Annotated in this window: 24 protein-coding genes and 1 tRNA gene; 12 read left to right on the top strand and 13 right to left on the bottom strand. The window is 59.2% G+C overall.

Annotation, left to right across the window (positions count from 1 at the left end; all coding sequences use genetic code 11):
• Positions 1-317 precede the first annotated feature (317 nt).
• From arcD to PMI32_RS18540, 12 genes are all read left to right on the top strand, one after another.
• Positions 318-1,745, top strand: coding sequence for an arginine-ornithine antiporter (gene arcD / locus PMI32_RS18485; protein ID WP_008027824.1), 1,428 nt, complete (start codon positions 318-320; stop codon positions 1,743-1,745).
• A gap of 35 nt (positions 1,746-1,780) precedes the next feature.
• Positions 1,781-3,037, top strand: coding sequence for an arginine deiminase (gene arcA, locus PMI32_RS18490; protein ID WP_008027822.1), 1,257 nt, complete (start codon positions 1,781-1,783; stop codon positions 3,035-3,037).
• A gap of 69 nt (positions 3,038-3,106) precedes the next feature.
• Positions 3,107-4,117, top strand: coding sequence for an ornithine carbamoyltransferase (locus PMI32_RS18495; RefSeq protein ID WP_008027820.1), 1,011 nt, complete (start codon positions 3,107-3,109; stop codon positions 4,115-4,117).
• A 189-nt stretch (positions 4,118-4,306) separates the two neighbouring features.
• Entirely contained in the window at positions 4,307-5,236 is a 930-nt protein-coding gene (gene arcC, locus PMI32_RS18500) for a carbamate kinase (RefSeq protein WP_008027818.1), read from the top strand.
• A gap of 12 nt (positions 5,237-5,248) precedes the next feature.
• Complete coding sequence (locus tag PMI32_RS18505; protein WP_008027817.1) at positions 5,249-5,611, top strand: DUF5064 family protein; 363 nt, start codon at positions 5,249-5,251, stop codon at positions 5,609-5,611.
• A 203-nt stretch (positions 5,612-5,814) separates the two neighbouring features.
• A complete protein-coding gene (gene gcsR, locus PMI32_RS18510; protein ID WP_008027814.1) occupies positions 5,815-7,323 on the top strand; it encodes a transcriptional regulator GcsR in 1,509 nt (502 codons plus the stop codon).
• Positions 7,324-7,731: 408 nt separating this feature from the next.
• Positions 7,732-8,115: a glycine cleavage system protein GcvH gene (gene gcvH / locus PMI32_RS18515; protein ID WP_008027813.1), complete on the top strand. Its 384-nt coding sequence runs from the start codon at positions 7,732-7,734 to the stop codon at positions 8,113-8,115.
• 11 nt (positions 8,116-8,126) lie between these two features.
• Positions 8,127-10,979, top strand: coding sequence for an aminomethyl-transferring glycine dehydrogenase (gcvP, locus tag PMI32_RS18520; RefSeq protein WP_008027811.1), 2,853 nt, complete (start codon positions 8,127-8,129; stop codon positions 10,977-10,979).
• A gap of 193 nt (positions 10,980-11,172) precedes the next feature.
• Positions 11,173-12,549 carry an L-serine ammonia-lyase gene (locus PMI32_RS18525; RefSeq protein WP_008027809.1) on the top strand — a complete coding sequence of 459 codons (1,377 nt, stop codon included), beginning with the start codon at positions 11,173-11,175 and terminating at the stop codon, positions 12,547-12,549.
• 41 nt (positions 12,550-12,590) lie between these two features.
• Positions 12,591-13,715 (top strand): glycine cleavage system aminomethyltransferase GcvT, encoded by a 1,125-nt coding sequence (gene gcvT / locus PMI32_RS18530; protein ID WP_008027806.1) that lies wholly within the window; start codon positions 12,591-12,593, stop codon positions 13,713-13,715.
• A gap of 393 nt (positions 13,716-14,108) precedes the next feature.
• Positions 14,109-14,321, top strand: a complete 213-nt coding sequence (locus tag PMI32_RS18535; protein WP_007977299.1) for a cold-shock protein — start codon at positions 14,109-14,111, stop codon at positions 14,319-14,321.
• A 96-nt stretch (positions 14,322-14,417) separates the two neighbouring features.
• Positions 14,418-14,906: an RDD family protein gene (locus PMI32_RS18540; RefSeq protein WP_008027804.1), complete on the top strand. Its 489-nt coding sequence runs from the start codon at positions 14,418-14,420 to the stop codon at positions 14,904-14,906.
• A 134-nt stretch (positions 14,907-15,040) separates the two neighbouring features.
• On the opposite strand, the gene nadA is transcribed toward PMI32_RS18540, so the two are convergent.
• The 13 genes from nadA to ruvA form a co-directional block, all read right to left on the bottom strand.
• Positions 15,041-16,099 (bottom strand): quinolinate synthase NadA, encoded by a 1,059-nt coding sequence (gene nadA, locus PMI32_RS18545; RefSeq protein ID WP_008027802.1) that lies wholly within the window; start codon positions 16,097-16,099, stop codon positions 15,041-15,043.
• 272 nt (positions 16,100-16,371) lie between these two features.
• Positions 16,372-16,447, bottom strand: a tRNA-Lys gene (locus PMI32_RS18550).
• A 63-nt stretch (positions 16,448-16,510) separates the two neighbouring features.
• Positions 16,511-17,185: a 7-cyano-7-deazaguanine synthase QueC gene (gene queC / locus PMI32_RS18555; RefSeq protein WP_177318879.1), complete on the bottom strand. Its 675-nt coding sequence runs from the start codon at positions 17,183-17,185 to the stop codon at positions 16,511-16,513.
• A 19-nt stretch (positions 17,186-17,204) separates the two neighbouring features.
• Positions 17,205-17,852: a 7-carboxy-7-deazaguanine synthase QueE gene (gene queE / locus PMI32_RS18560; RefSeq protein WP_008027797.1), complete on the bottom strand. Its 648-nt coding sequence runs from the start codon at positions 17,850-17,852 to the stop codon at positions 17,205-17,207.
• Positions 17,853-18,017: 165 nt separating this feature from the next.
• On the bottom strand, positions 18,018-18,851 hold the full coding sequence (gene ybgF, locus PMI32_RS18565; RefSeq protein ID WP_008027795.1) for a tol-pal system protein YbgF: 834 nt from the start codon (positions 18,849-18,851) through the stop codon (positions 18,018-18,020).
• A 6-nt stretch (positions 18,852-18,857) separates the two neighbouring features.
• Positions 18,858-19,355 (bottom strand): peptidoglycan-associated lipoprotein Pal, encoded by a 498-nt coding sequence (pal, locus tag PMI32_RS18570; protein WP_008027793.1) that lies wholly within the window; start codon positions 19,353-19,355, stop codon positions 18,858-18,860.
• A 52-nt stretch (positions 19,356-19,407) separates the two neighbouring features.
• Positions 19,408-20,709 (bottom strand): Tol-Pal system beta propeller repeat protein TolB, encoded by a 1,302-nt coding sequence (gene tolB / locus PMI32_RS18575; protein ID WP_032828694.1) that lies wholly within the window; start codon positions 20,707-20,709, stop codon positions 19,408-19,410.
• The gene (tolA, locus tag PMI32_RS18580) at positions 20,706-21,785 is read right to left on the bottom strand and encodes a cell envelope integrity protein TolA (protein WP_008027791.1); all 1,080 of its coding nucleotides are present in this window, start codon (positions 21,783-21,785) and stop codon (positions 20,706-20,708) included. The genes tolB and tolA overlap by 4 nt, the downstream gene beginning before the upstream one ends.
• Positions 21,785-22,237, bottom strand: a complete 453-nt coding sequence (gene tolR / locus PMI32_RS18585; RefSeq protein ID WP_161806672.1) for a protein TolR — start codon at positions 22,235-22,237, stop codon at positions 21,785-21,787. Before tolR ends, tolA begins: the two co-directional genes overlap by 1 nt.
• 23 nt (positions 22,238-22,260) lie before the next feature.
• On the bottom strand, positions 22,261-22,956 hold the full coding sequence (gene tolQ / locus PMI32_RS18590; protein ID WP_008027789.1) for a protein TolQ: 696 nt from the start codon (positions 22,954-22,956) through the stop codon (positions 22,261-22,263).
• Complete coding sequence (ybgC, locus tag PMI32_RS18595) at positions 22,946-23,413, bottom strand: tol-pal system-associated acyl-CoA thioesterase (RefSeq protein WP_008027788.1); 468 nt, start codon at positions 23,411-23,413, stop codon at positions 22,946-22,948. Before ybgC ends, tolQ begins: the two co-directional genes overlap by 11 nt.
• 127 nt (positions 23,414-23,540) lie before the next feature.
• Positions 23,541-24,602, bottom strand: coding sequence for a Holliday junction branch migration DNA helicase RuvB (gene ruvB, locus PMI32_RS18600; RefSeq protein WP_008027785.1), 1,062 nt, complete (start codon positions 24,600-24,602; stop codon positions 23,541-23,543).
• Positions 24,603-25,217, bottom strand: coding sequence for a Holliday junction branch migration protein RuvA (gene ruvA, locus PMI32_RS18605; RefSeq protein WP_008027783.1), 615 nt, complete (start codon positions 25,215-25,217; stop codon positions 24,603-24,605).
• Positions 25,218-25,354: the final 137 nt, after the last annotated feature.

The following is a 25,354-nucleotide window of genomic DNA, read 5'->3' as shown; positions in this document are numbered from 1 at the left end:
GATTCTATTAGCGTCTTGGCAAAGAGCGAATTTGTGGGTCAATCTTAATTAATCGATTCCATACCTGAAACCGGCGTCAAAAATTTGCGGAACGCGGAAAACGAACTAGCGTAAAAGTTCCAAGCAATTGGAGTTATTCCTTTTGTATGAGTCGAGGCCTCTGGACCGGGCTTTTCCGGAAAAACCGTTATGCCCGGAAAAGGTTCATAAGTCTTTCATTAACAATGGAATGTAGCCATGCACTGATCTAAGTCAGCTGACTGAATTGCTAACAGAACTACTCTGTTGTCTCTCTTCTCCTGCATTGGAGTCATGCAATGTCTGAATCCCCCGGAAAACTGAAACTCGGTGCACTTGTTGCGTTGGTTGTCGGCTCTATGATCGGTGGCGGGATCTTCTCTTTGCCCCAGAACATGGCCGCCAGTGCCGACGTCGGCGCGGTGCTTATCGGTTGGGCCATCACTGCCGTAGGCATGCTGACACTCGCCTTCGTGTTCCAGACACTCGCCAATCGCAAACCTGACCTGGACGGCGGGGTCTACGCCTACGCCAAGGCCGGATTCGGCGACTACATGGGTTTCTCCTCCGCGTGGGGTTACTGGATCAGTGCCTGGCTCGGTAACGTCGGTTACTTCGTCCTGCTGTTCAGCACCCTCGGCTACTTCTTCCCGATCTTCGGCGAAGGCAACACCGTTGCCGCTGTGATTGGTGCGTCGCTGCTGCTCTGGGCCGTGCACTTCCTCGTGCTGCGCGGGATCAAGGAAGCGGCGTTCATCAACCTGGTGACCACCGTCGCCAAGGTCGTGCCGCTGCTGCTGTTTGTGCTGATCGCGATCTTCGCCTTCAAGCTCGACATCTTCACCGCTGACATCTGGGGCGTGAAAAACCCCGACCTGGGCAGCGTGATGAACCAGGTGCGCAAAATGATGCTGGTCACCGTCTGGGTGTTCATCGGCATCGAAGGCGCGAGCATCTTCTCGGCGCGGGCGGAAAAGCGCAGCGACGTCGGTAAAGCCACCGTGATCGGCTTCATCACCGTGCTGTTGTTCCTGGTGCTGGTGAACGTGCTGTCGCTGGGCATCATGACCCAACCGGAACTGGCGAAACTGCAGAACCCGTCGATGGCCGCGGTGCTGGAGCACGTGGTCGGTCACTGGGGCGCGGTGCTGATCAGCGTCGGCCTGATCATTTCCCTGCTCGGTGCGTTGCTGTCATGGGTGCTGCTGTGTGCGGAGATCATGTTCGCCGCCGCCAAGGACCACACCATGCCGGAATTCCTGCGCAAGGAGAACGCCAACCATGTGCCGGTCAATGCCTTGTGGCTGACCAACGCGATGGTGCAGCTGTTCCTGATCATCACGTTGTTTTCCGCCAGTACTTACCTGTCGCTGATCTACCTCGCCACTTCAATGATTCTGGTGCCGTATCTGTGGTCCGCGGCTTATGCACTGCTGCTGGCGGTGCGCGGCGAGAGTTATGAAAACGACTCAGGCGAACGCTCGAAGGATTTGCTCATCGGTGCCATTGCGGTGATCTACGCGGTCTGGCTGGTCTACGCAGGGGGCACCAAATACTTGCTGTTGTCTGCCCTGCTCTATGCGCCCGGGGTCATCCTGTTCGCCAAGGCCAAGCGAGAACTCGGCAAACCGATTTTCACCAACGTCGAGAAGCTGATTTTTGCAGCCGTCATCGTGGGCGCCCTGGTGGCTGCTTACGGGCTGTATGACGGCTTCCTGACCCTGTAACACCTGACTTATTTGTCATCTGGAGGATCACTGTAATGACCACGGAAAAAGTTAAGTACGGCGTACATTCCGAAGCCGGCAAACTGCGCAAAGTCATGGTTTGCTCCCCCGGCCTGGCCCACCAGCGGCTGACCCCGAACAACTGCGACGAACTGCTTTTCGATGATGTGCTGTGGGTCGCCCAGGCCAAGCGTGACCATTTCGATTTCGTCACCAAGATGCGTGAACGCGGGGTCGACGTGCTGGAAATGCACAACCTGCTGACCGACATCGTCGCGATTCCTGAAGCCCTCGACTGGATTCTGGAACGTAAGGTCACCGCCAATTCGGTCGGCTTGGGGTTGATCGATGAAACGAAGTCATGGCTGCGCAGCCTGGAGCCGCGCAAGATCGCTGAGTTCCTGATTGGCGGCGTCTCCGCCGATGACCTGCCGGACAGTTTCGGCGGCAAGACCATCCAGATGTTCCGCGACTTCCTCGGCCACTCCAGCTTCATTCTGCCGCCGCTGCCCAACACCCAGTTCACCCGCGACACCACGTGCTGGATCTACGGCGGCGTGACGCTGAACCCGATGTACTGGCCGGCGCGCCGTCAGGAAACCTTGCTGACCACCGCGATCTACAAATTCCACCCGCAGTTCACCAATGCCGACTTCGAAATCTGGTACGGCGATCCGGACCAGGAACACGGCAGTTCCACCCTCGAAGGCGGCGACGTCATGCCGATCGGCAACGGCGTGGTGTTGATCGGCATGGGCGAACGCTCATCCCGTCAGGCCATCGGCTTGTTGGCCCTGAACCTGTTCAAGAACAAGGCCGTGGAAAAAGTCATCGTCGCCGGCCTGCCGAAGTCCCGTGCGGCCATGCACCTGGACACCGTGTTCAGCTTCTGCGACCGCGACCTGGTGACGATTTTCCCGGAAGTGGTGAACCAGATCGTCGGCTTCACCCTGCGTCCGGATGAAGGCAAACAAGGGGGCATCGACATCCGTCGCGAAGAAGGCAACTTCCTCGATGTGGTGGCCAAGGCATTGAACCTCAAAGCGTTGCGCGTGGTGGAAACCGGCGGCAACAGCTTCGCCGCCGAACGCGAGCAGTGGGACGACGGCAACAACGTGGTGGCCGTGGAACCCGGCGTGGTCATCGGTTATGACCGCAACACCTACACCAACACCCTGCTGCGCAAGGCCGGTGTGGAAGTCATCACCATCAGCGCCGGTGAACTGGGACGCGGCCGTGGCGGCGGCCACTGCATGACCTGCCCGATCATCCGCGACCCAATCGACTACTAAACGACCATCCCCCCGGCCGCACTGACCCGGTAGCGGCCGGGCCGATTACCGAACTCAAGGAGAATCATCATGGCGTTCAACATCCACAACCGTAACCTGCTCAGCCTGGAGCACCACACGCCCCGTGAGCTGCGTTACCTGCTCGACCTGTCCCGCGACCTCAAACGCGCGAAGTACACCGGCACCGAGCAACAACACCTCAAAGGCAACAACATCGCGCTGATCTTCGAAAAAACCTCGACCCGCACCCGTTGCGCCTTCGAAGTCGCGGCCTATGATCAGGGCGCCAACGTCACCTACATCGACCCGAATTCCTCGCAAATCGGCCACAAGGAAAGCATGAAGGACACCGCCCGAGTACTGGGGCGCATGTACGACGCTATCGAATACCGTGGCTTCAAGCAGGAAATCGTCGAGGAACTGGCCAAGTTCGCCGGCGTGCCGGTGTTCAACGGGCTGACCGACGAGTACCACCCGACGCAAATGATCGCGGACGTGCTGACCATGCGTGAACACGCGGACAAGCCGATCCACGAAATCAGCTACGCCTACCTGGGCGACGCGCGCAACAACATGGGCAACTCACTGCTGCTGATCGGTGCCAAGCTGGGCATGGACGTGCGCATCTGCGCGCCAAAAGCCCTGTGGCCCCTTGATGATCTGGTCTCGCGCTGCAAGAAGTACGCGGAAGAAAGCGGCGCCCGGATCACCTTGACCGAAGACCCGAAAGCAGCGGTCAAGGGCGTGGACTTCATCCACACCGACGTTTGGGTGTCGATGGGCGAGCCGGTCGAAGCCTGGGCTGAACGCATCCAGCAACTGTTGCCCTACCAGGTCAACGCGGAACTGATGAAAGCCACCGGCAACCCACGCACCAAGTTCATGCACTGCCTGCCGGCGTTCCATAACAGCGACACCAAGGTCGGTAAACAGATTGCCGAGCAGTATCCGCACCTGTCCAACGGCATCGAGGTCACCGATGACGTGTTCGAGTCGCCAGCGTGCATCGCCTTCGAGCAAGCGGAAAACCGCATGCACACGATCAAGGCGATCCTGGTGTCGACCCTGGCTGACCTGTAACGGCTGACCCGGTTCCTCCTGCAGGCACACGCCCCCCTGTGGGAGCGAGCCTGCTCGCGATAGCGGAGTAACAGCCAACATCATTGTTGAATGTGAAATGGTAATCGCGAGCAGGCTCGCTCCCACATTGACCGGGTTTCGACAGAGGAACCGAGTCGCTCGTAATCTCTTTATTGAAAGGACTGAATCATGCGTATCGTCGTTGCTCTGGGCGGTAACGCCCTGCTCCGCCGTGGTGAACCCATGACCGCGGACAACCAACGCGCCAACATCCGGATCGCCACCGAACAGATCGCCAAGATCCATGCCGGCAACGAACTGGTCATCGCCCACGGCAACGGCCCGCAGGTCGGCCTGCTGTCGTTGCAAGCGGCGGCCTACACCTCGGTGTCGCCTTACCCGCTGGACGTGCTCGGCGCCGAAACCGAAGGCATGATCGGCTACATCATCGAACAGGAACTGGGCAACCTGCTGGACTTCGAAGTGCCCTTCGCCACGCTCCTGACCCAGGTCGAAGTCGACGCCAACGACCCGGCCTTCCAGAACCCGACCAAACCCATCGGCCCGGTGTACGCCAAGGCCGAAGCAGAAAAACTCGCCGCCGAAAAAGGCTGGGCGATTGCCCCGGACGGCGACAAATTCCGTCGCGTGGTGGCCAGCCCGAGACCGAAACGCATCTTCGAAATCCGCCCCATCAAGTGGCTGCTGGAAAAAGGCAGCATCGTGATTTGCGCCGGCGGTGGCGGCATTCCGACCATGTACGGCGCCCATGGCAAGCTGCAGGGCGTGGAAGCGGTGATCGACAAAGACCTGTGCTCGGCGCTGCTGGCCGAACAGCTGGACAGCGATTTGCTGGTGATCGCCACCGACGTCAGCGCGGCCTTCATCGACTACGGTAAACCCACACAAAAGGCCATCGGCCAGGCGCACCCGGACGAAATGGAAAAACTCGGCTTCGCCGCCGGCTCCATGGGACCCAAGGTTCAGGCAGCCTGCGAGTTCGCGCGCCATACTGGAAAGGTCGCGGTGATCGGTTCACTCTCGGACATCGAGGCGATCGTCCAGGGCACGGCCGGCACCCGCATCAGCACGGCAAAACCTGGCATTACTTATTTATAAGGAGAACCGTCAATGGCACAGTTCGAGCCCGGTCACCTGCACATTGAGCGCCATGCACTGACACCGGACGATGTCAGCTACAACGTGCACCTCGACTATGAAGTCAGCAAGAATCCCAAGGGGGAGAAAGGGATTCAGTTCACCCTGCATGGCAGTATTCAAGGAAAGGACGTGAAGGAGCCCTTCTTTCTGCGTAAGGAGGAAGCCTACAACTTCGCCAACAACGTAACGAAAATCGCCGAGAAGTACGGGATTCCGAAGACCCATAGTCAGATCGGCTCGGTCCACAAGCATTACGATCTGATGTTCGAAGACATCCGCAAGCAGCTGGATATGAAATCCGGCGACCCGGTGAACATCGAACACTTCGAATAACCCTATTCCCCTGGATGAACGCTGTACCTGTAGGAGCCAGCTTGCTGGCGATGGCATCACCTCGGTGTATCTGACAGACCGCAGAGATGCCATCGCCAGCAAGCCGGCTCCTACAGGTGGCGATCCCATCAGCGGATTTCACCTGAACCCCTCCTCCAAGGCATACTTGCCACCCTCCGCACGTCAGATAAAAAAACCGCCCCATGCGTATCCACGTCAGCTTCATCGACCGCGTCGGCATCACCCAGGAAGTCCTGGCCCTGCTCGGTGGGCGCAATCTCAATCTGGATGCGGTGGAAATGGTCCCGCCCAACGTCTACATCGACGCCCCGACCCTGAGCCCGGACGTGCTCGAAGAGCTGCACGACGCCTTGCTCAGCGTGCGCGGCGTGCAGGCGATGACGGTGGTCGACATCCTTCCTGGCCAACGTCGGCACTTGCAGCTCGACGCGCTGCTCGCGGCCATGACCGACCCGGTGCTGGCCCTGGACAGTGCCGGCAAGGTGCTGCTGGCCAACCCCGCATTGATTGCCTTGTACGGTCGCGAACCGGCCGGTGAAAGTGTCGCTGACCTGTTTGCCGACCCCGCATTGCTCGACGCCCTGCTGGAGCACGGCTTTCGTCTGCCACTGCGGGAGATCACCGTCAACGGCCAGACCTTGTTGCTGGACGCCACGCCGATCACCGACGCCGGCGCCCTGCTGACGCTGTATCAACCGAACCGCATCGGCGAACGCCTCTCGGCGCTGCACCACGACCATGCCGAAGGGTTCGATGCGCTGCTCGGCGAATCCCCGGCGATTCGTACGCTCAAGGCGCGCGCGCAGCGGGTTGCAGCCCTCGATGCGCCGCTGTTGATCCAGGGCGAAACCGGTACCGGCAAAGAACTCGTCGCCCGGGCCTGTCACGCCATCAGCGCGCGGCACAGCTCGCCGTTCCTGGCACTGAACTGCGCGGCATTGCCAGAGAACCTCGCCGAAAGCGAACTGTTCGGCTACGCCCCCGGCGCCTTCACCGGCGCGCAACGGGGCGGCAAGCCGGGGCTGATGGAACTGGCCAACCAGGGCACGGTGTTTCTCGATGAGATCGGCGAGATGTCGCCGTACTTGCAAGCGAAATTGCTGCGCTTCCTCAACGACGGCAGTTTCCGTCGGGTGGGCGGTGATCGTGAAGTGAAGGTCAACGTGCGGATCCTCAGCGCCACGCACCGCGACCTGGAAAAAATGGTCAGCGAAGGCTCGTTCCGCGAAGACCTGTTCTATCGCCTCAACGTGCTCAACGTCGAAGTCCCGCCGCTGCGCGAACGCGGCCAGGACATTCTGCTGCTGGCGCGCTATTTCATGCAGCAGGCCTGCGCGCAGATTCAGCGACCGGTGTGCCGTCTGGCGCCGGGCACTTACCCGGCGTTGCTGGGCAACCGCTGGCCGGGCAACGTGCGGCAACTGCAGAACGTGATCTTTCGCGCCGCGGCGATTTGCGAAAGCAGCCTGGTGGACATCGGCGACCTCGACATCGCCGGCACCTCCGTGGCGCGCCAGAGCGACACAGAAGTCGACAGCCTGGAGCAGGCGATGGAAGAGTTCGAAAAGACCCTGCTGGAAAAACTCTACGTCAGCTACCCCTCCACCCGGCAACTGGCCAGCCGCCTGCAAACCTCCCACACCGCGATTGCCCATCGGTTGCGCAAGTACGGGATTCCCAATAAGCCGTAACACCACGACCTGTAGGAGCCGGCTTGCCGGCGATGGTATCTCCTCGGTCTGTCAGATACACCGCGGTGATGCCATCGCCGGCAAGCCGGCTCCTACAGATCGTGGATCATCTGAAAACGACCTCCACCTGTACTGAAAGCGCTACAGCGGAACGATATCGATACACCCTCTTCGGATCACCGCTGCACAAGGCTTTGATCCACCTATACTTTTTTGTTCGCGCCCGACTGTAGCGATTTCGCTACAGCGGTCAAACAACCACGCTCGCAACAACTCTCCAAGTAGTTGATTTATAACAATAAAATCAAATTGGCCGCGAAATTGCTTAGTAACCACTCATAAATCAGGGCTTACGCCCAAGCATTCAATCGCGTCCACCAGACGAGTCTGGCCCCCTTAGGAGTTTCCATGAGCGAGTTGCGTTTTACTGAAGATCACGAATGGCTGCGTACCGAAGCTGATGGCTCTGTCACCGTCGGCATCACCGCTTTCGCGCAGAACGCCCTGGGCGACGTGGTTTTCGTACAACTGCCTGAGCTGCAGTCCTACGACAAAGGCGCAGAAGCCGCCACCGTGGAATCGGTAAAAGCCGCCAGCGGCGTGTACATGCCACTCGACGGTGAAGTGCTGGAAGTGAACCCGGCGCTGGACAGCAGCCCGGAACTGGTCAACGAAGATCCGCTGGGCGAAGGCTGGTTCTTCCGCTTCCAGCCAACTGACGCCTCGGCTGTCGCCAAACTGCTGGATCAGGACGCCTACGACCGTCTGATCAAAGCCAACGCCGAAGCCTGAGGAGCACGCACATGACTCAAATCAATCTGAGCACTGCCAACGAATTCATCGCGCGCCACATCGGCCCGCGTTCCGGCGATGAGCAAGCGATGCTCAACAGCCTCGGTTTCGACTCGCTGGAAGCCCTGAGCGCCAGCGTCATTCCGGACAGCATCAAAGGCACCAGCGTGCTCGGCCTCGAAGACGGCCTGAGCGAAGCCGACGCCCTGGCGTTGATCAAAGGCATCGCTGCCAAGAACCAACTGTTCAAGACTTACATCGGCCAGGGCTACTACGGCACCCACACACCGTCGCCGATCCTGCGCAACCTGCTGGAAAACCCGGCCTGGTACACCGCCTACACCCCGTACCAGCCAGAAATTTCCCAGGGCCGTCTCGAAGCGCTGTTGAACTTCCAGACCCTGATCAGCGACCTGACCGGCCTGCCGATCGCCAACGCCTCGCTGCTCGACGAAGCCACTGCCGCCGCCGAAGCCATGACCTTCTGCAAGCGCCTGAGCAAGAACAAAGGCAGCCACGCGTTCTTCGCCTCCGTGCATTGCCACCCGCAGACCCTCGACGTGCTGCGCACCCGTGCCGAGCCGTTGGGCATCGACGTAGTCGTCGGCGACGAGCTTGAACTGACTGACGTGACGCCGTTCTTCGGCGCCCTGCTGCAATACCCGGCCAGCAACGGTGACGTCTTCGACTACCGCGCACTGACCGAGCGTTTCCACGCCGCCAACGCACTGGTTGCCGTCGCTGCCGACCTGCTGGCCCTGACCGTGCTGACCCCGCCGGGCGAGTTCGGTGCCGACGTGGCCATCGGCAGCGCACAACGCTTCGGCGTGCCGCTGGGCTTCGGTGGCCCGCACGCGGCTTATTTCTCTACCAAAGATGCGTTCAAGCGCGACATGCCGGGCCGTCTGGTCGGTGTCTCCGTGGACCGTTTCGGCAAACCGGCCCTGCGCCTGGCCATGCAGACCCGCGAGCAACACATCCGTCGCGAGAAGGCCACCAGCAACATCTGCACCGCGCAGGTTCTGCTGGCCAACATCGCCAGCATGTACGCCGTGTATCACGGCCCGAAAGGCCTGACGCAGATTGCCAACCGCATTCATCACCTGACCGCGATCCTCGCCAAGGGTTTGAGCGCACTGGGCCTGACCGTCGAGCAAGCCAGCTTTTTCGACACCCTGACCCTGAACACCGGCGCCAACACCGCCAAACTGCATGACAAGGCGCGTGCGCAGCAGATCAACCTGCGTGTGGTCGATGGCGAGCGCCTGGGCCTGTCCCTCGACGAAACCACTTCGCAAGCTGACGTCGAAACCCTGTGGGCCTTGTTTGCCGACGGTAAGGCGCTGCCGGACTTCGCTGCCATCGCAGCGGCAGTGGTTAGCGCGATCCCGGCTGCGCTGGTTCGCCAATCGCCGATCCTCAGCCACCCGGTGTTCAACCGTTATCACTCGGAAACCGAGCTGATGCGCTACCTGCGCAAGCTCGCCGACAAGGACTTGGCCCTGGATCGCACCATGATCCCGCTGGGTTCGTGCACCATGAAACTCAACGCCGCCAGCGAAATGATCCCGGTGACCTGGGCTGAATTCGGTGCCCTGCACCCGTTCGCCCCAGCCGAACAAAGCGCCGGTTACCAGCAACTGACCGACGAACTGGAAGCGATGCTCTGCGCCGCCACCGGTTACGACTCGATCTCGCTGCAACCGAACGCCGGTTCGCAGGGTGAATACGCCGGTCTGCTGGCCATTCGTGCTTACCACCAGAGCCGTGGCGAAGACCGTCGCGACATCTGCCTGATCCCGTCGTCCGCCCACGGCACCAACCCGGCTACCGCCAACATGGCTGGCATGCGCGTGGTCGTGACCGCCTGCGACGCCCGTGGCAACGTCGACATCGAAGACCTGCGCGCCAAGGCCATCGAGCACCGCGAACACCTCGCTGCGCTGATGATCACTTACCCGTCGACCCACGGCGTGTTCGAAGAAGGCATCCGCGAAATCTGCGGCATCATTCATGACAACGGCGGCCAGGTGTACATCGACGGCGCCAACATGAACGCGATGGTCGGCCTCTGCGCGCCGGGCAAGTTCGGCGGCGACGTGTCCCACCTGAACCTGCACAAAACCTTCTGCATCCCTCACGGTGGTGGCGGCCCGGGTGTCGGCCCGATCGGCGTGAAATCGCACCTGACCCCGTTCCTGCCGGGCCACGCCCAGATGGAGCGCAAGGAAGGCGCGGTCTGCGCAGCACCGTTCGGCAGCGCGAGCATTTTGCCGATCACCTGGATGTACATTCGGATGATGGGTGGCGCGGGTCTCAAGCGCGCTTCGCAACTGGCGATCCTCAATGCCAACTACATTTCCCGTCGCCTCGAAGAGCACTATCCAGTGCTGTACACCGGCAGCAACGGTCTGGTTGCGCACGAGTGCATCCTCGACCTGCGTCCGTTGAAAGACAGCAGCGGCATCAGCGTCGATGACGTTGCCAAGCGCCTGATCGACTTCGGCTTCCACGCCCCGACCATGTCGTTCCCGGTCGCCGGCACGCTGATGATCGAGCCGACCGAAAGCGAATCCAAGGAAGAACTGGACCGCTTCTGCGACGCTATGATTCGCATCCGCGAAGAAATCCGCGCAGTGGAAAACGGCACCCTGGACAAGGACGACAACCCGCTGAAAAACGCCCCGCACACTGCAGCGGAATTGGTCGGCGAGTGGTCCCATCCGTACAGCCGTGAGCAAGCGGTGTACCCGGTCGCGTCGCTGATTGAAGGCAAATACTGGCCGCCGGTCGGTCGCGTCGACAACGTCTTCGGTGATCGCAACCTGGTTTGCGCCTGCCCGTCGATCGAAAGCTACGCTTGATCTATAGGGGCGGCATGTCCGCCCTCGCAAGAACGCCACAAAACCTGTAGGAGCCGGCTTGCTGGCGATGGCATCACCTCGGTCTAAATGATGCACCGCGTTGATGCCATCGCTAGCAAGCCAGCTCCTACAGGGACCGTGTCTAGTCACAAGATTCTCGCCAATTCCTATAACAAGAAACCGGAGAACAACCATGTCGTTAAGCGTGTTCGACCTGTTCAAGATTGGCATCGGCCCCTCCAGCTCCCATACCGTCGGCCCGATGCGCGCTGCTGCGCGTTTCGTCGAAGGTTTACGCCGTGAAGGGCTGCTGGCCGCGACCACCTGCGTCAAAGTCGAGCTCTACGGCTCGCTCGGCGCCACCGGCAAGGGCCACGGCAGCGACAAGGCTGTGCTGCTCGGACTGGAAGGTGAACACCCGGACACCGTTAACACCGAAACCGTCGCCGCCCGTCTGCAAGACATTCGTGGCAACGGTCGCTTGAACCTGCTCGGCGAACACAGCATTGCGTTCAACGAGAAAGAACACCTGGCGATGATCCGCAAACCGTTGGCCTATCACCCCAACGGTATGATCTTTCGCGCGTTCGACGCGGCGGGCCTGCAGATCCGCAGCCGCGAGTACTACTCGGTCGGCGGCGGTTTCGTCGTCGATGAAGACGCCGCCGGCGCCGACCGTATCGTCGAAGACGCCACGCCCCTGACCTTCCCGTTCAAAAGCGCCAAGGACCTGCTCGGTCATTGCACCACCTACGGCCTGTCCATCAGCCAGGTGATGCTGACCAACGAAAGCGCCTGGCGCCCGGAAGCGGAAACCCGAGCCGGCCTGCTGAAAATCTGGCAGGTGATGCAGGATTGCGTGGACGCCGGCTGCCGCAACGAAGGCATCCTGCCCGGCGGTTTGAAGGTCAAACGGCGCGCGGCAGCGCTGCATCGGCAACTGTGCAAAAACCCCGAATCGTCGCTGCGCGATCCGCTGTCGGTGCTGGACTGGGTCAACCTGTACGCCCTGGCGGTCAACGAAGAAAACGCCAATGGCGGGCGCGTGGTCACCGCGCCGACCAACGGCGCGGCGGGCATCGTCCCGGCGGTTTTGCACTACTACATGCGCTTCATCCCCGGCGCCAACGAAGACGGCGTCGTACGTTTCCTGCTGACGGCTGCCGCCATCGGCATTCTCTATAAAGAAAACGCCTCGATCTCCGGCGCTGAAGTCGGCTGTCAGGGTGAAGTCGGCGTGGCCTGTTCGATGGCGGCCGGCGCGTTGTGCGAAGTGCTTGGCGGCACCGTGCAGCAAGTGGAAAACGCCGCCGAAATCGGCATGGAACACAACCTCGGCCTGACCTGCGACCCGATCGGCGGGCTGGTGCAAGTGCCTTGCATCGAGCGCAACGCCATGGGTTCGGTGAAAGCCATCAATGCCGTGCGCATGGCCCTGCGTGGCGACGGTCAGCACTTCGTCTCCCTCGACAAAGTCATCCGCACCATGCGCCAGACCGGCGCCGACATGAAAAGCAAATACAAGGAAACCGCCCGTGGCGGTTTGGCGGTCAACATTATCGAGTGCTGATGCGCGCTCACTGCATCTGCACACTTTTTCAGGAGCTGGATATGTCCACCGAACAACTGTTGAAAACCCCGTTGCACGCACTGCACATCGAACTCGGCGCCCGCATGGTGCCGTTTGCCGGCTATGACATGCCGGTGCAGTACCCGCTGGGCGTCATGAAGGAACACCAACACACCCGTGATCAGGCCGGGCTGTTCGATGTTTCGCACATGGGCCAGATCCGCCTGACCGGCGCCAATGCCGCCAAGGCCCTGGAAACCCTGGTGCCGGTGGACATTATCGACTTGCCGGTGGGCATGCAGCGCTACGCCATGTTCACCAACGAGACGGGCGGCATCCTCGATGACCTGATGGTCGCCAACCTCGGTAACGACGAACTGTTCCTGGTGGTCAACGCCGCCTGCAAGGATCAGGACCTCGCGCACCTGCGCAAACACATTGGTGACCAATGCACCATCGAGCCGCTGTTCGAAGAGCGCGCACTGCTGGCCCTGCAAGGTCCGGCCGCCGTCACGGTGCTCGCGCGCCTGGCGCCGGAAGTGGCGAAGATGACGTTCATGCAGTTCGCCCGCGTGAAGCTGCTGGGCGTGGACTGCTTTGTCAGCCGTTCGGGTTACACCGGCGAAGACGGCTTCGAAATCTCCGTGCCGGCAGCCAATGCCGAAGCGTTGGCCCGCGCCCTGCTGGCCGAACCGGAAGTCGCGGCCATTGGCCTGGGCGCTCGTGATTCGCTGCGCCTGGAAGCCGGCCTGTGCCTCTACGGCCACGACATGAACACCGACACCACTCCGATTGAAGCGAGCCTGCTGTGGGCCATCTCCAAGCCTCGACGTGCCGATGGCGCGCGGGCCGGCGGCTTCCCTGGCGCTGAAACCGTGTTCGCCCAGCAGCAAGCCGGTGTCAGCCGCAAGCGTGTAGGCCTGTTACCGCAGGAACGCACACCCGTGCGCGAGGGTGCAGAGATCGTCAACGAAACAGGCGACATCATCGGTAGCGTTTGCAGCGGTGGTTTCGGTCCGACCCTGGGCGGTCCTTTGGCCATGGGTTACCTCGACAGCGCATACATCGCCATCGACACACCTGTGTTCGCAATTGTTCGTGGGAAAAAGGTGCCTTTGCTTGTAAGCAAAATGCCATTCGTTGCACAACGCTACTATCGTGGTTGATTGACTGTTTCTATAAGTAACGCGGTTGCGTTAACAGTGCACTAATGTGTAACGCAACCGCCATAAAAGAGTGCAAGCTTTCGTTTATGAACCCTGCTTATAACAATCGAAAGCAATTGAACCACCGCATCGAATAAGCTGGAACTAGTGAACACACTTATGGCCAGAAACCTGAGTAAAACCGGGCTTCTCACGGGGCTTGTTTTTTCTCCCGTAGTTGGCGTAGAGTTTGATCACTGTGTTTGCATGGGTCGCTTGGAATCGTGACCTGGGCAGTAGCCTACAAGTTAGCTACATCCCGCTCGGCGTCTTCTTACTCTCCCTGCAACCAGCCCCAGTACTCTTTCATGAGAAAGAGACTGTCATTAATTTTTGCGTCAAAGGAAATAAGAAATGTCCCAACGTCAGAGCGGTACCGTCAAGTGGTTTAACGACGAGAAAGGTTTTGGTTTTATCACTCCAGAAAGCGGTCCGGATCTGTTCGTGCATTTCCGCGCTATTCAGGGCAACGGCTTCAAGAGCCTGAAAGAAGGCCAGAAAGTGACCTTCATCGCCGTGCAAGGCCAGAAAGGCATGCAGGCTGACGAAGTACAAGCAGAAGCCTAACCTTCTGTAACGAAAAAGCCCCTGATGCTGACATCAGGGGCTTTTTTGTGCGCGTAAATCCGTAAAATGGCTTCTTTTTCCGTCGAGAGCCCTGCCATGTCGAAACACCTGCTCACCCCTCAGGGCGACTTTCCCGCCGCGACCCTGGGCCGTCGCCTGGCAGCGATGTTCTATGACTTTCTGTTGTGCACGGCTCTGTTGATCGTCACCAGCGGCCTCTACAAGATGATCCAGATGGCGATCATCGGCGAAGACAAAATGCGTACCCTGACCGAAGCCGGCGCGCTGGACGGTGATCCGTTGCTCTCGACGGTGCTGCTGTTCGTGCTGTTCGGCTTCTTCGCCAAGTTCTGGACCTGGTCCGGGCAAACGCTAGGCATGCAGGTATGGTGCATCCGCGTGCAGAACGCCGATGGCTCATCAATCAGCCTGTGGCAGGCGCTGCTGCGTTTTGTCGTGTCGATCGCATCCTTGCTGTGCGTCGGCCTTGGATTCATCTGGTCGCTGTTCGACAAACAGAAACGCAGCTGGCATGACATCTATTCAGGCACCCAGTTGGTGCGGATCCCGAAGAAAACCAAATAATCGGATAGCGTAAAACCATTGTGGGAGCGAGCCTGCTCGCGATGGCGGAGTGTCAGCCGACATTAATGTTTGCTGACACTCCGCCATCGCGAGCAGGCTCGCTCCCACAGGTTTTTCAATTTGCCTGACAGCTATCAGGCGTTCCCGGCCAGCTTCATCCGCGCAGCCTGAGTGAAGTCGAGCATCCGCTTCAACGGGCGGATCGCCTGAGGGATCAACGCCGGATCGACAAAGATCTCGTTCGCCCCTTCTTTCAAGGCCTTCAGCGTGCGCTCAAGCGTATTCATCGCCATCCACGGGCAGTGCGCGCAACTGCGGCACGCCGCGCCGTTACCCGCTGTTGGCGCCTCGATGAACACCTTGTCCGGACACAACTGCTGCATCTTGTAGAAGATGCCACGGTCGGTGGCAACGATAAGCGTCTTGTTCGGCAGGCTCTGCGCCGCTGCAATCAACTGACTGGTGGAACCGACAGCGTCCGCCAGCTCGATCACCGACGTCGGTGATTCCGGGTGCACCAGAATCGCCGCGTCCGGATACAGCGCTTTCATGTCTTCGAGCTGCTTGGACTTGAACTCTTCGTGAACGATGCAGGCCCCGTCCCACAGCAACATGTCCGCGCCGGTCTGGCGCTGAATGTAGGTGCCCAAGTGCTTGTCCGGGCCCCAGATAATCGTTTCGCCGTTATCCATCAGGCTTTCAACGATCTCCAGAGCGCAGCTTGAGGTAACAACCCAGTCCGCCCGGGCTTTGACCGCTGCCGAGGTGTTGGCATACACCACCACGGTACGCTCCGGGTGCTGATCGCAGAACGCCGAGAACTCGTCCACCGGGCAACCCAGGTCCAGCGAACAGGTCGCTTCCAGGGTCGGCATCAGCACACGTTTTTCAGGGTTGAGGATTTTGGCGGTTTCGCCCATGAATTTCACACCGGCGACCACTACGGTCTTGGCCGGGTGAGCATTGCCGAAACGGGCCATCTCCAGCGAGTCGGAGACACAGCCTCCGGTTTCTTCAGCCAGGGCTTGAATAACCGGATCACAATAAAAGTGCGCAACCAGCACTGCGTCCTGAGCCTTGAGCTCGGCGGCGATGGCAGCACGGTAATAGGCCTCCTCCTCGACCGTCAGCGGCTTGGGCTGCTTGGCATCGAGATGGGCTTGAACCAGAAGGCGTTCGGAAATCTGCGTCATGTTCGCAAGACCTGCAGGCGCATTCGCGCGAAAGTCGAGTATACACCCGGCTCCGGACCACTTGAGGGTACCGCCGGGAGAGTGAGTATCATCAGGCACGGACAGCGTGAAGCTGCGCAAGGCTACAGAATATCGTGCGGATGCAAAAGATGATTCTGACCTGCGTCACGGGGAGCAGCCCTGAACCGGGCAGACCTTAAATCGCAGGCAAAAAAAAATCCGGAAATCCTCACTTGCGTGGGCCTTCCAGACTTTTAAAACTGCTACAAAAATGGTGGGTCGTGTGGGATTCGAACCTACGACCAATTGGTTAAAAGCCAACTGCTCTACCAACTGAGCTAACGACCCGCTGTGTGGTGGCGCGTATAATACTGATTTTTAAGGACTATTCAACACTTAATTTGAAATAAATCAAAAATAAGGTGTTGGATCGCTGATTCCGGCTGCTGCGAAGCCTTCAGCACGCAGTCGGCAGCTGTCGCATTTACCGCACGCGTAGCCTTTATCGTCCGCCTGATAGCAGGAAACGGTCAGACCGTAATCGACGCCCAGCTTCACGCCCGCCTGGACGATCTGCGCCTTGCTCAGGTTTTGCAGGGGCGCCTGAATGCGGAAGCCATTGCCTTCGACACCGGCCTTGGTCGCCAGATTGGCCATGCGCTCGAAGGACTCGATGAACTCAGGACGGCAATCCGGATAGCCGGAGTAATCGACAGCGTTAACGCCAATGAAGATGTCGCGCGCCCCGAGCACTTCGGCCCAGCCTAGCGCCAGGGACAGAAACACGGTGTTGCGAGCAGGCACGTAAGTCACAGGAATGCCTTCACCTGCCTCTTCCGGCACATCAATGCTGCTGTCGGTCAGTGCAGAGCCACCGATGCCGTTCAGGTTCAAACCGATGACCTTGTGCTCGACCACACCCAAGTCCCGGGCAACACGTTCAGCGGCGTGTAATTCGGCATGAGACCGCTGACCGTAATCGAAACTCATCGTGTAGCAGCTGTAGCCTTCAGCGCGAGCCATGGCCACGACCGTCGCCGAGTCGAGGCCGCCGGACAGCAGGATGACCGCACGTTTTTCAGCAATATTCGGTTGTTCAGTCATATCAGCGCCCCGGCTCGTCATTCCAAAGATATTTATGCAGCTGCAGTTGCAGACGTACTGGCAGGTTGTCCGCCACCACCCAGTCGGCCAGATCCCGAGCATTCAGGTCATGATGGCTTGGCGAGAACAGCACTTCACCGGCTCGACGATCCAGACCGTACTGAATCAGCTTCGACACGGCCCAGTCGTAGTCTTCCCGCGAGCAGATGACAAACTTCACCTGGTCGTTGGGGGTGAGCAGCTCGATGTTCTCATAGCGGTTGCGGTGCGCTTCCTTCGAACCCGGGGTTTTCAGGTCGACAACGCGACTGACGCGTGAATCTACCGCCGAGATATCAAGTGCACCACTGGTTTCCAGTGACACTTCGTAACCGGCGTCGCACAACTGCTTGAGCAATGGGATGGCATTGGGTTGCGCCAGCGGCTCTCCGCCGGTGACACACACATAACGCGGGCGGAAACCGGCCACTTGCTTGAGGATGTCGTCGAGCGTTCGGACAGTACCGCCAGTGAACGCATAGGCGCTGTCGCAGTATTGGCAACGCAATGGGCAACCGGTCAGGCGCACAAATACTGTGGGCAGCCCGGCAGTCCGCGTTTCCCCCTGCAACGAGTAGAAAACTTCGGTGATTCTCAATGTGTCTTGCATAGTCGCCACGGGCGTAACAGCTAAACAGGCTGTCCGCCTCCGTCAGCACTTCGAGGAACCTCGCCAACGCGCAGGCCCCAAAAAGCGTATTTCATAAAAAGGGCGTGAATTCTAACGAAAAAACCCGCGACAAGCGCGGGTTTCTTCGAAATGGGTCAAGCAGGCTTACATGCGCTGCAGATCGCGTTGGGCCAGCTGAGCGGCGGAAGTGCCCGGATATTGGGACACAACCTGTTGCAGAATGCCTTTTACCTTGTCGGGATGACCGAGGCGGCGTTCTACATCAGCCAGCTTGTACAGCGAATCAGGCACTTTGTTGTGCTTTGGGTACAGCTGCGAAACCTTGGCAAATGCCTGACCTGCACCTTGCAGATCGCCTTTGGCCAGGTTCACTTCGCCCAACCAGTACTGGGCGTTGCCCGCGTATTGGCTGTTCGGGTATTTGCGCAGGAAAGCGGAGAAAGCCTGACTGGCTTTGTCGAAATCCTTGGCCTTGATCAAGTCGAAGGCTGCATCGTAATACAGTTTTTCCTTCGCTGGATCCGCCGGTTCGCTACCCGCGGCAGGAGCCTGAGCGGCTGCCGCCCCTGCACCCGCTGCTGCGCCGGGGGCATTCAGATCGCCACCGGCAGAAGAATTCTCAGGAGTCGCGGCTGGTGCAACGCCGGTTCCTATGCGCCGATCAAGATCCTGGTATCGCTCCAGGTTTTCCTGCTTCATGCGCGCTACATCATTTTGCAGAACTTCAATCACACCTTGTTGGCGCGAGATCTGCTCCTGCATCGATTGCAGTTGGTTGAACAGCTCGCCCTGTGCCGAGACAGGGGCCGAAACCCCTCCCCCGGCATAGGCGCCGTTCGTACCGTAACCCGCAGGCGGATAACTACTCCCGCTATTGTTATAGCCGGAGTCATTATCGACCACAGGAACCGCAGCCCACACCGCGAGCGGTGCGAGGCTGAGAGCCAAAACAGTTACAGCACGACGGCACGTTCGCATGACGAATTACTTACGCAGTTCGACGCGACGGTTTTGAGCCCAGGACTGCTCGTCGTTGCCGGTAGCAACTGGACGCTCTTCGCCGTAGGAAACCAGTTCCAGCTGAGCTGGGGAAACACCTTGCAGTACCAGGTAGCGTTGAACGGCTTTCGCACGACGCTCGCCCAGTGCCAGGTTGTACTCACGAGTACCACGTTCGTCGGTGTTGCCTTCCAGAACAACGCGAGCGCCGTTTGCTTTCAGGTCTTTGGCGTGAACGTCCAGAGCGCGCATGGCTTCTGGCTTCAGGTCCGAGCTATCGTATTCGAAGTAGAAGGTGGTGATTGCGCGCAGAGCAGCTTCTTCGCTCAGGGAGCCATCAACGGCACCAGTGTTAGCGCCGTAACCAGCGTTTGGATCAACAGCGCCTTCACCGGCATTGTCGCCGCCTTTGGACGAGCAACCTACAGCTACAGCCATGGCCAGAGCCAGCGCAGCAAATTTACCAAACTTCAGCATTTCCATCGTGAAACTCCTAATGAACCCCAGTGTGTTAAGTACAACGTGTAGCGCCGCGTCAGTTCAGGTAAGGGGACCAGGAAGGTTCTCTGACTTCGCCTTGTGCGGTAGGAAGCGGGAGCCTTACGCGTCCATTAATGGACACGAGCATCAAGACTCCCCGGCCCTGCTGGCGGGTGGCGTAGATTACCATGGTGCCGTTGGGCGCAACAGTAGGCGACTCGTCCAGAGTGCTATCAGTGAGGATTTTTACGCTTCCGCGCTGCAAATCCTGGGCCGCCACCTTGAAATTAGTGAAGCCATCCTGGCGGTGAATCATCACCAGGGTCTTTTCATCAGCCGAAAGCTTCGGGTTGGCGTTGTAGTTGCCGATGAAAGTCACACGCTCCGCACCACCGCCACTGGCGCTGGTTTTGTAGATTTGTGGCTTGCCGCCACGGTCGGAGGTGAAGTAAAGGGTATTACCATCCTTGCCCCAGAACGGTTCGGTGTTGATGCCAGGACCGTTGGTGACACGGGTCAGCTGACGCGAACCCAGGTTCATCACATAGATATCCGGGTTACCGTCTTTCGACAGTACCAACGCCAGGCGATTGCCATCCGGCGACCAGGCTGGCGCGCCATTCAGGCCTTCGAAGTTGGTGATCTGCTCACGGCGACCGGTATCAATGTTCTGCATGAAGATGCGCGGACGCTTCTGTTCGAACGACACATAAGCGATGCGCTTGCCATCTGGTGCGAAACGCGGCGACAGGATCGGCTCGCGCGATTGCAGCAGGGTCACGGCGCGGGCACCGTCATAGTCAGAACGTTGCAGCGTGTAGCGCGTGTTCTTCTCGGAGAAACGCTCTGCAGTCACGTACAGCAGACGTGTCGAGAACGCACCTTTGATACCGGTGAGTTTTTCGAACGACTGGTCCGCGATGTAGTGCGACATGTCGCGCAGTTGATCAACGCTGCCCGACACGCTGCCGGTCAGCACTTGCTGTTCGGTGGCGACGTTGAACAGAGCGTATTGAACCTGCAGGCGACCGCCCGCCGGAGCAATGCTGCCGACCATGACGTACTGGGCGCCGAGCGCCTTGAAGTCACGGTAGATGATTTCGCTGGCCTGGCTCGGCTGGCTGATCATGTTCTGCTTTGGAATCGGCGAGTAGTAACCCGAGTTGCGCAGGTCGTTACCGATGATTTCGGCCATGTCGTCCGGCAACACGCTGCCGCCCTGGTTGCCAAACGGCACGACGGCGATCGGAGTAGCCCGATCGCTGCCGCTGGTGACCAGAATGTTTTTTTCATCTGCCGTCGCAATCCCTGCCAGGCAGCAGATCACGACAAGCATTCCTCGAAGAAGGTTTCTCACAAGGCTAGATCCTCAGGTGTGAATGTCATCTTGAATGAACGATACGGAGCGAAATCACTCGGCTTCATTCCCTGCATTTCTGTCAAACGTCCAATATTCTTGACCGCAGCAACTGCCGACGCGTCAAACGGACCGTCACCACTGGACTTGGACACGCTGACCGAAGTCACCGTACCGTCCGGCAACATGCCGATTTGCAACACGACCGTCATGCCTTTGCGTGCCGAAGGTGGACGAGCCCAGCCTTCCGCTGCACGAGCACGAATCAGGTCATCGAAACTGCCGGCGACTTCGTCACCCTGCTCATCCGCCAAGGCCTGCTGACGCTGAGGCGTGTCGGAAAGCAAATCTGCCAGGGCCTGAGCCTTTTTCTCTTCGGCGGATTTACGTGCCGCTTCCTGCGTTTTCTTCTTCGCAGCATCGGCAGCAGCTTTCTTCTTCGCATCTTCGGCGACTTTCTTCTTCGCCTCTTCAGCTTCAGATTTCTTCTTGGCGTCTTCCGCGGCTTTCTTCTTCGCGTCTTCGACGATCTTTTTCTTCGCTTCTTCAGCGGCCGCTTTCTTGGCCTCTTCTTCAGCAGCCTTCTTGGCTTCTTCTTCAGACTTCTTCTTGGCTATATCAGCCAATTGTTTCTCTTCAGCCTTTTTGGCCTCGGCGGTCTTCTTCGCTTCATCGGCTTTTTTGGCTTCATCAGCCTTTTTAGCCTCTTCCGCTTTCTTGGTCTCGTCGGCCTTCTTGGATTCTTCGGCTTTTTGAGCCGCGTCTTCCTTCTTTTGTTCCGCAGCCTTGATCGCTTCCTGCTCGATCAACTTCTGTTCCATCTGCTCGACTTCGGTCTGGCGCGCGGCGGATTTCTTCGCCTCACCCGCAATCTTCTGATTGGTCTGGGTGGTCGCCTGGCTTTTCGACTTCAGTTGGTACAGGGTCGCCTGGACAATCGGCTTGGCCGGCGGCAGCTCCGGTGTGAAGGCAAAACTGACGAACAGCATGCCGAAAACCAGCACGTGCAAGACAATCGCCAGGACACTAGGCCAGAAGTAGCTTTCCGAGGCGGATGGCTCTCGCATTTGCTGCATCAGGGTGCCTCGGTAATCAAGCCAACATTACCGACCCCGGCCTTCTGCAATCCGCCCATGGCACCCATGACGGAACCGTAATCGACGGTTTTGTCGCCGCGGATGAACACCTGGGTACGTTTGCCGCCTTCAGTCCCGGCGCGAATGATCTTGGTCACCGCATCAGTCATCTGAGGCAAGGTCATTGCCCTGTCCTGCTGCTTTTCAGTGTCGACTTCGCTGCCAAGGTTCCAGTAGTAGGTCTTGTCAGCCTTGATCGAAATGGTCAGGACCTGGGTGTTGTTGTCCTGCGGCAAGGCTTCGCTGGAAACCTTGGGCAGATCAACTTTCACGCCCTGATTGAGCATCGGCGCGGTCACCATGAAGATGACCAGCAGTACCAGCATCACGTCGATGTAAGGCACTACGTTCATCTCGGCAACCGGCTTGCGCTTTTTGCGAGCTCGAGCGATTAAAGCCATTGGAAATTACCTGCTTATTCTTCGCTGGTGTGCACTTTGCGGTGCAGGATCGCCTGGAATTCATCGGCGAAGGTGTAGTAACGGCCGATCAGCGTTTCGCTGCGAGCGGCAAAACGGTTGTAAGCGATAACGGCAGGGATGGCGGCGAACAGGCCGATCGCAGTTGCAATCAGTGCCTCGGCGATACCTGGAGCCACAGTGGCCAGGGTCGCTTGCTGGGCAGTTGCCAGGCCACGGAAGGAGTTCATGATGCCCCAGACCGTACCGAACAGACCGATGTAAGGGCTGACGGAACCGACAGTGGCGAGGAACGGCAGGCTCTGCTCGAGCTTTTCTTCTTCACGGGAGATGGCAACGCGCATGGCACGGGCCACGCCTTCCATGACCGCTTCCGGGTCAACGCCTGGCTGCTGACGCAGACGGGAGAATTCCTTGAAGCCAGCACGGAAGATCTGCTCGACGCCCGAATCCGGGTCCGGGTTGCTGCCGGCCTGACGGTACAGTTTGGACAGGTCGATACCCGACCAGAAGCGCTCTTCGAAGCTCTCCAGGGCGCGTCGACCGGCGCGCAGCAAGTTGCTGCGCTGAAAGATCATGATCCATGAGGTCACCGATGCGGCTACCAGGATCAGCATTACCAGTTGCACCACGATACTGGCATTGCTGACCAGGCTCCACATGGAGGAATGGTCGACGACGTTAGCTTCCACGCTTTATCTCCTGCTTTGAGTGTGTACCCGCGCCGCTCACGTCGGCAAAGGCCGCACGTAGAGCTTCGGGAATGGCCCGGGGTTTTAAACTTTCAGTGCGCACACAGGCCACCAAAAACTGCCCTTCACAGAGCAGCGCATTATCCGTGGCTCGCCTGACCTGCTGTTTAAAGCGCAGGCTGACACGGTTCAATTCGATTACTTCAGCGCTTACCAGTAGCTCGTCGTCCAGTCGCGCCGGCGCGTGGTAACGCGCTTCGCTGGAATGCACGACAAACAACAGGTCCTCCCCTGCCAGCTGGGATTGGGCAAAGCCCAGCTCCCGGAGCCGCTCGGTTCGAGCCCGTTCCATAAACTTGAGGTAATTAACGTAATACACGATGCCGCCCGCATCGGTGTCCTCGTAATAAACGCGACAACGATGTGCGAAAGGCTCAAGCCCGTTTTGCGCGCGCATACTCTAGTGCTTACTCCTCAGGTTGCCAATCCGGCCAGGCAACTGTTTTTCATTGATCTGCGGCTTTCTCGCGAAAGTACGGTCCTGGGACAGCACAATGCCCGAAAAATCAGCGAGCAAAGATTAATTAATCGTCCACTGCATCGAGGAACTCGTCTACCACGGGCATCTCGCCCAATCGTGACGGAATGTTTAAACCAAAGTGCAGGTACGCATGCCGGGTGACCACCCGCCCCCGCGGCGTGCGCATGATGTAGCCCTGCTGGATCAGATACGGTTCCAGCACGTCTTCAATGGTGTGCCGTTCTTCGCTGATCGCGGCAGCCAGACTGTCGACGCCCACCGGCCCACCGTCGAACTTCTCGATCATGGTCAGCAGCAGACGCCGGTCCTGGTGATCGAAGCCACGCTCGTCGACATCCAGCAGATTCAAGGCGAGATCGGCAATCGGTTTGGTGATGTGGCCCTTGGCCCGGACTTCGGCGAAATCACGCACCCGGCGCAACAGTCGGTTGGCGATCCGCGGGGTGCCACGAGCCCGGCGGGCGATTTCGAAAGCGCCTTCGGGATCCAGTGGCAAGCCAAGAATGTTCGCCGAACGGCTGACAATCGTCGCCAGGTCGGCAGTGCTGTAAAACTCGAGACGCTGGACGATGCCGAAGCGGTCACGCAGCGGGTTGGTCAGCATGCCGGCGCGCGTCGTCGCCCCCACCAGCGTGAACGGCGGCAGATCCAGCTTGATCGAACGGGCAGCCGGGCCCTCGCCGATCATGATGTCGAGCTGGAAATCTTCCATGGCCGGGTACAGCACTTCTTCGACAATCGGCGACAACCGGTGGATTTCGTCGATAAACAGAACGTCGTGCGGCTCAAGGTTTGTCAGCAGCGCAGCCAGGTCGCCCGGGCGTTCGAGGACCGGGCCCGAGGTGCTTTTGATCGACACACCCATTTCCTGGGCGATGATGTTGGCCAGGGTGGTTTTACCCAGGCCCGGCGGGCCGAAGATCAAAGTGTGGTCCAGGGATTCGTTACGCCCACGGGCCGCCTGGATGAACAACTCCATTTGCTCGCGAACGGTCGGCTGGCCAATGTATTCGGCCAGACTGACAGGACGAATCGCCCGATCCTGGACTTCCTCGCGGTCGCGCGGGCCCGGCGTGGCGGCTATCAGACGATCAGCTTCAATCACTTAGATCATTCCCTTCAGGGCACGGCGAATCATGTCTTCACTGCTCAAACCTTTCTCCTTGATCGCGGAAATCGCCTTGCTGGCTTCCTGCGGCTTGTAGCCCAGGGAAATCAGCGCACTGACGGCGTCATTTTCCGCGGTGGCGACCGGCGCAATATCCGGCCCGCCTGGCTGGTTTGGCACCAGGGCAAACATCGCCGGCACGGTTTCCCACGCCTTGAAGCGATCCTTGAGTTCCACCAGCAAACGCTCGGCGGTCTTCTTACCCACGCCCGGCACCTTGGTCAGGGCCGAAGTGTCTTGGGACTGCACGCAACGTACCAGTTCATCGACTTCCAGACTCGACATCAACGCCAGGGCCAATTTCGGCCCTACACCATTGAGACGAATCAACTCGCGAAAAAAGTCTCGCTCACGCTTGCTGGCGAAACCATAGAGTAACTGCGCGTCTTCGCGTACGACCAAATGGGTGTGCAACGTCAGCGGTTCACCGACCGACGGCAAGCGATACAGCGTGGTCATGGGCACTTCAAGCTCATACCCCAGACCGTTTACATCCAGAATCAGGTGCGGCGGCTGTTTCTCAGCCAGAGTACCGCGCAAGCGTCCAATCACGTTTCAGATCCTTGAGCGTTGGCCAGTTCGGTGGCTGGCGACTGACAGAACAAGGGTGTTGCGCCGACAACACAGGCACAAAACCCTCATTCCGTAAAAATGACTGCTGATGCTATCAGAGACGCAGGGGCCCGCCA

It is taken from the genome of Pseudomonas sp. GM60, from assembly GCF_000282415.1.
In the GTDB taxonomy this organism is placed as follows: Bacteria; Pseudomonadota; Gammaproteobacteria; order Pseudomonadales; family Pseudomonadaceae; genus Aquipseudomonas; species Aquipseudomonas migulae.
Note: the sequence above shows the minus strand (reverse complement) of the source record. Positions and strands in the feature narration are given on the sequence as shown.

Bases quoted from the DNA above. Each gene is read 5' to 3' on its own strand.
- pal (WP_008027793.1), bottom strand. From the start codon at position 19,355: ATGGAAATGCTGAAGTTTGGTAAATTTGCTGCGCTGGCTCTGGCCATG.
- arcA (WP_008027822.1), top strand. From the start codon at position 1,781: ATGACCACGGAAAAAGTTAAGTACGGCGTACATTCCGAAGCCGGCAAA.
- PMI32_RS18495 (WP_008027820.1), top strand. From the start codon at position 3,107: ATGGCGTTCAACATCCACAACCGTAACCTGCTCAGCCTGGAGCACCAC.
- PMI32_RS18540 (WP_008027804.1), top strand. From the start codon at position 14,418: ATGTCGAAACACCTGCTCACCCCTCAGGGCGACTTTCCCGCCGCGACC.
- PMI32_RS18535 (WP_007977299.1), top strand. From the start codon at position 14,109: ATGTCCCAACGTCAGAGCGGTACCGTCAAGTGGTTTAACGACGAGAAA.
- gcsR (WP_008027814.1), top strand. From the start codon at position 5,815: ATGCGTATCCACGTCAGCTTCATCGACCGCGTCGGCATCACCCAGGAA.
- queE (WP_008027797.1), bottom strand. From the start codon at position 17,852: ATGCAAGACACATTGAGAATCACCGAAGTTTTCTACTCGTTGCAGGGG.
- PMI32_RS18525 (WP_008027809.1), top strand. From the start codon at position 11,173: ATGTCGTTAAGCGTGTTCGACCTGTTCAAGATTGGCATCGGCCCCTCC.
- gcvT (WP_008027806.1), top strand. From the start codon at position 12,591: ATGTCCACCGAACAACTGTTGAAAACCCCGTTGCACGCACTGCACATC.
- ybgF (WP_008027795.1), bottom strand. From the start codon at position 18,851: ATGCGAACGTGCCGTCGTGCTGTAACTGTTTTGGCTCTCAGCCTCGCA.
- arcD (WP_008027824.1), top strand. From the start codon at position 318: ATGTCTGAATCCCCCGGAAAACTGAAACTCGGTGCACTTGTTGCGTTG.
- gcvP (WP_008027811.1), top strand. From the start codon at position 8,127: ATGACTCAAATCAATCTGAGCACTGCCAACGAATTCATCGCGCGCCAC.
- arcC (WP_008027818.1), top strand. From the start codon at position 4,307: ATGCGTATCGTCGTTGCTCTGGGCGGTAACGCCCTGCTCCGCCGTGGT.
- nadA (WP_008027802.1), bottom strand. From the start codon at position 16,099: ATGACGCAGATTTCCGAACGCCTTCTGGTTCAAGCCCATCTCGATGCC.
- tolA (WP_008027791.1), bottom strand. From the start codon at position 21,785: ATGCAGCAAATGCGAGAGCCATCCGCCTCGGAAAGCTACTTCTGGCCT.
- gcvH (WP_008027813.1), top strand. From the start codon at position 7,732: ATGAGCGAGTTGCGTTTTACTGAAGATCACGAATGGCTGCGTACCGAA.
- ybgC (WP_008027788.1), bottom strand. From the start codon at position 23,413: ATGCGCGCGCAAAACGGGCTTGAGCCTTTCGCACATCGTTGTCGCGTT.
- PMI32_RS18505 (WP_008027817.1), top strand. From the start codon at position 5,249: ATGGCACAGTTCGAGCCCGGTCACCTGCACATTGAGCGCCATGCACTG.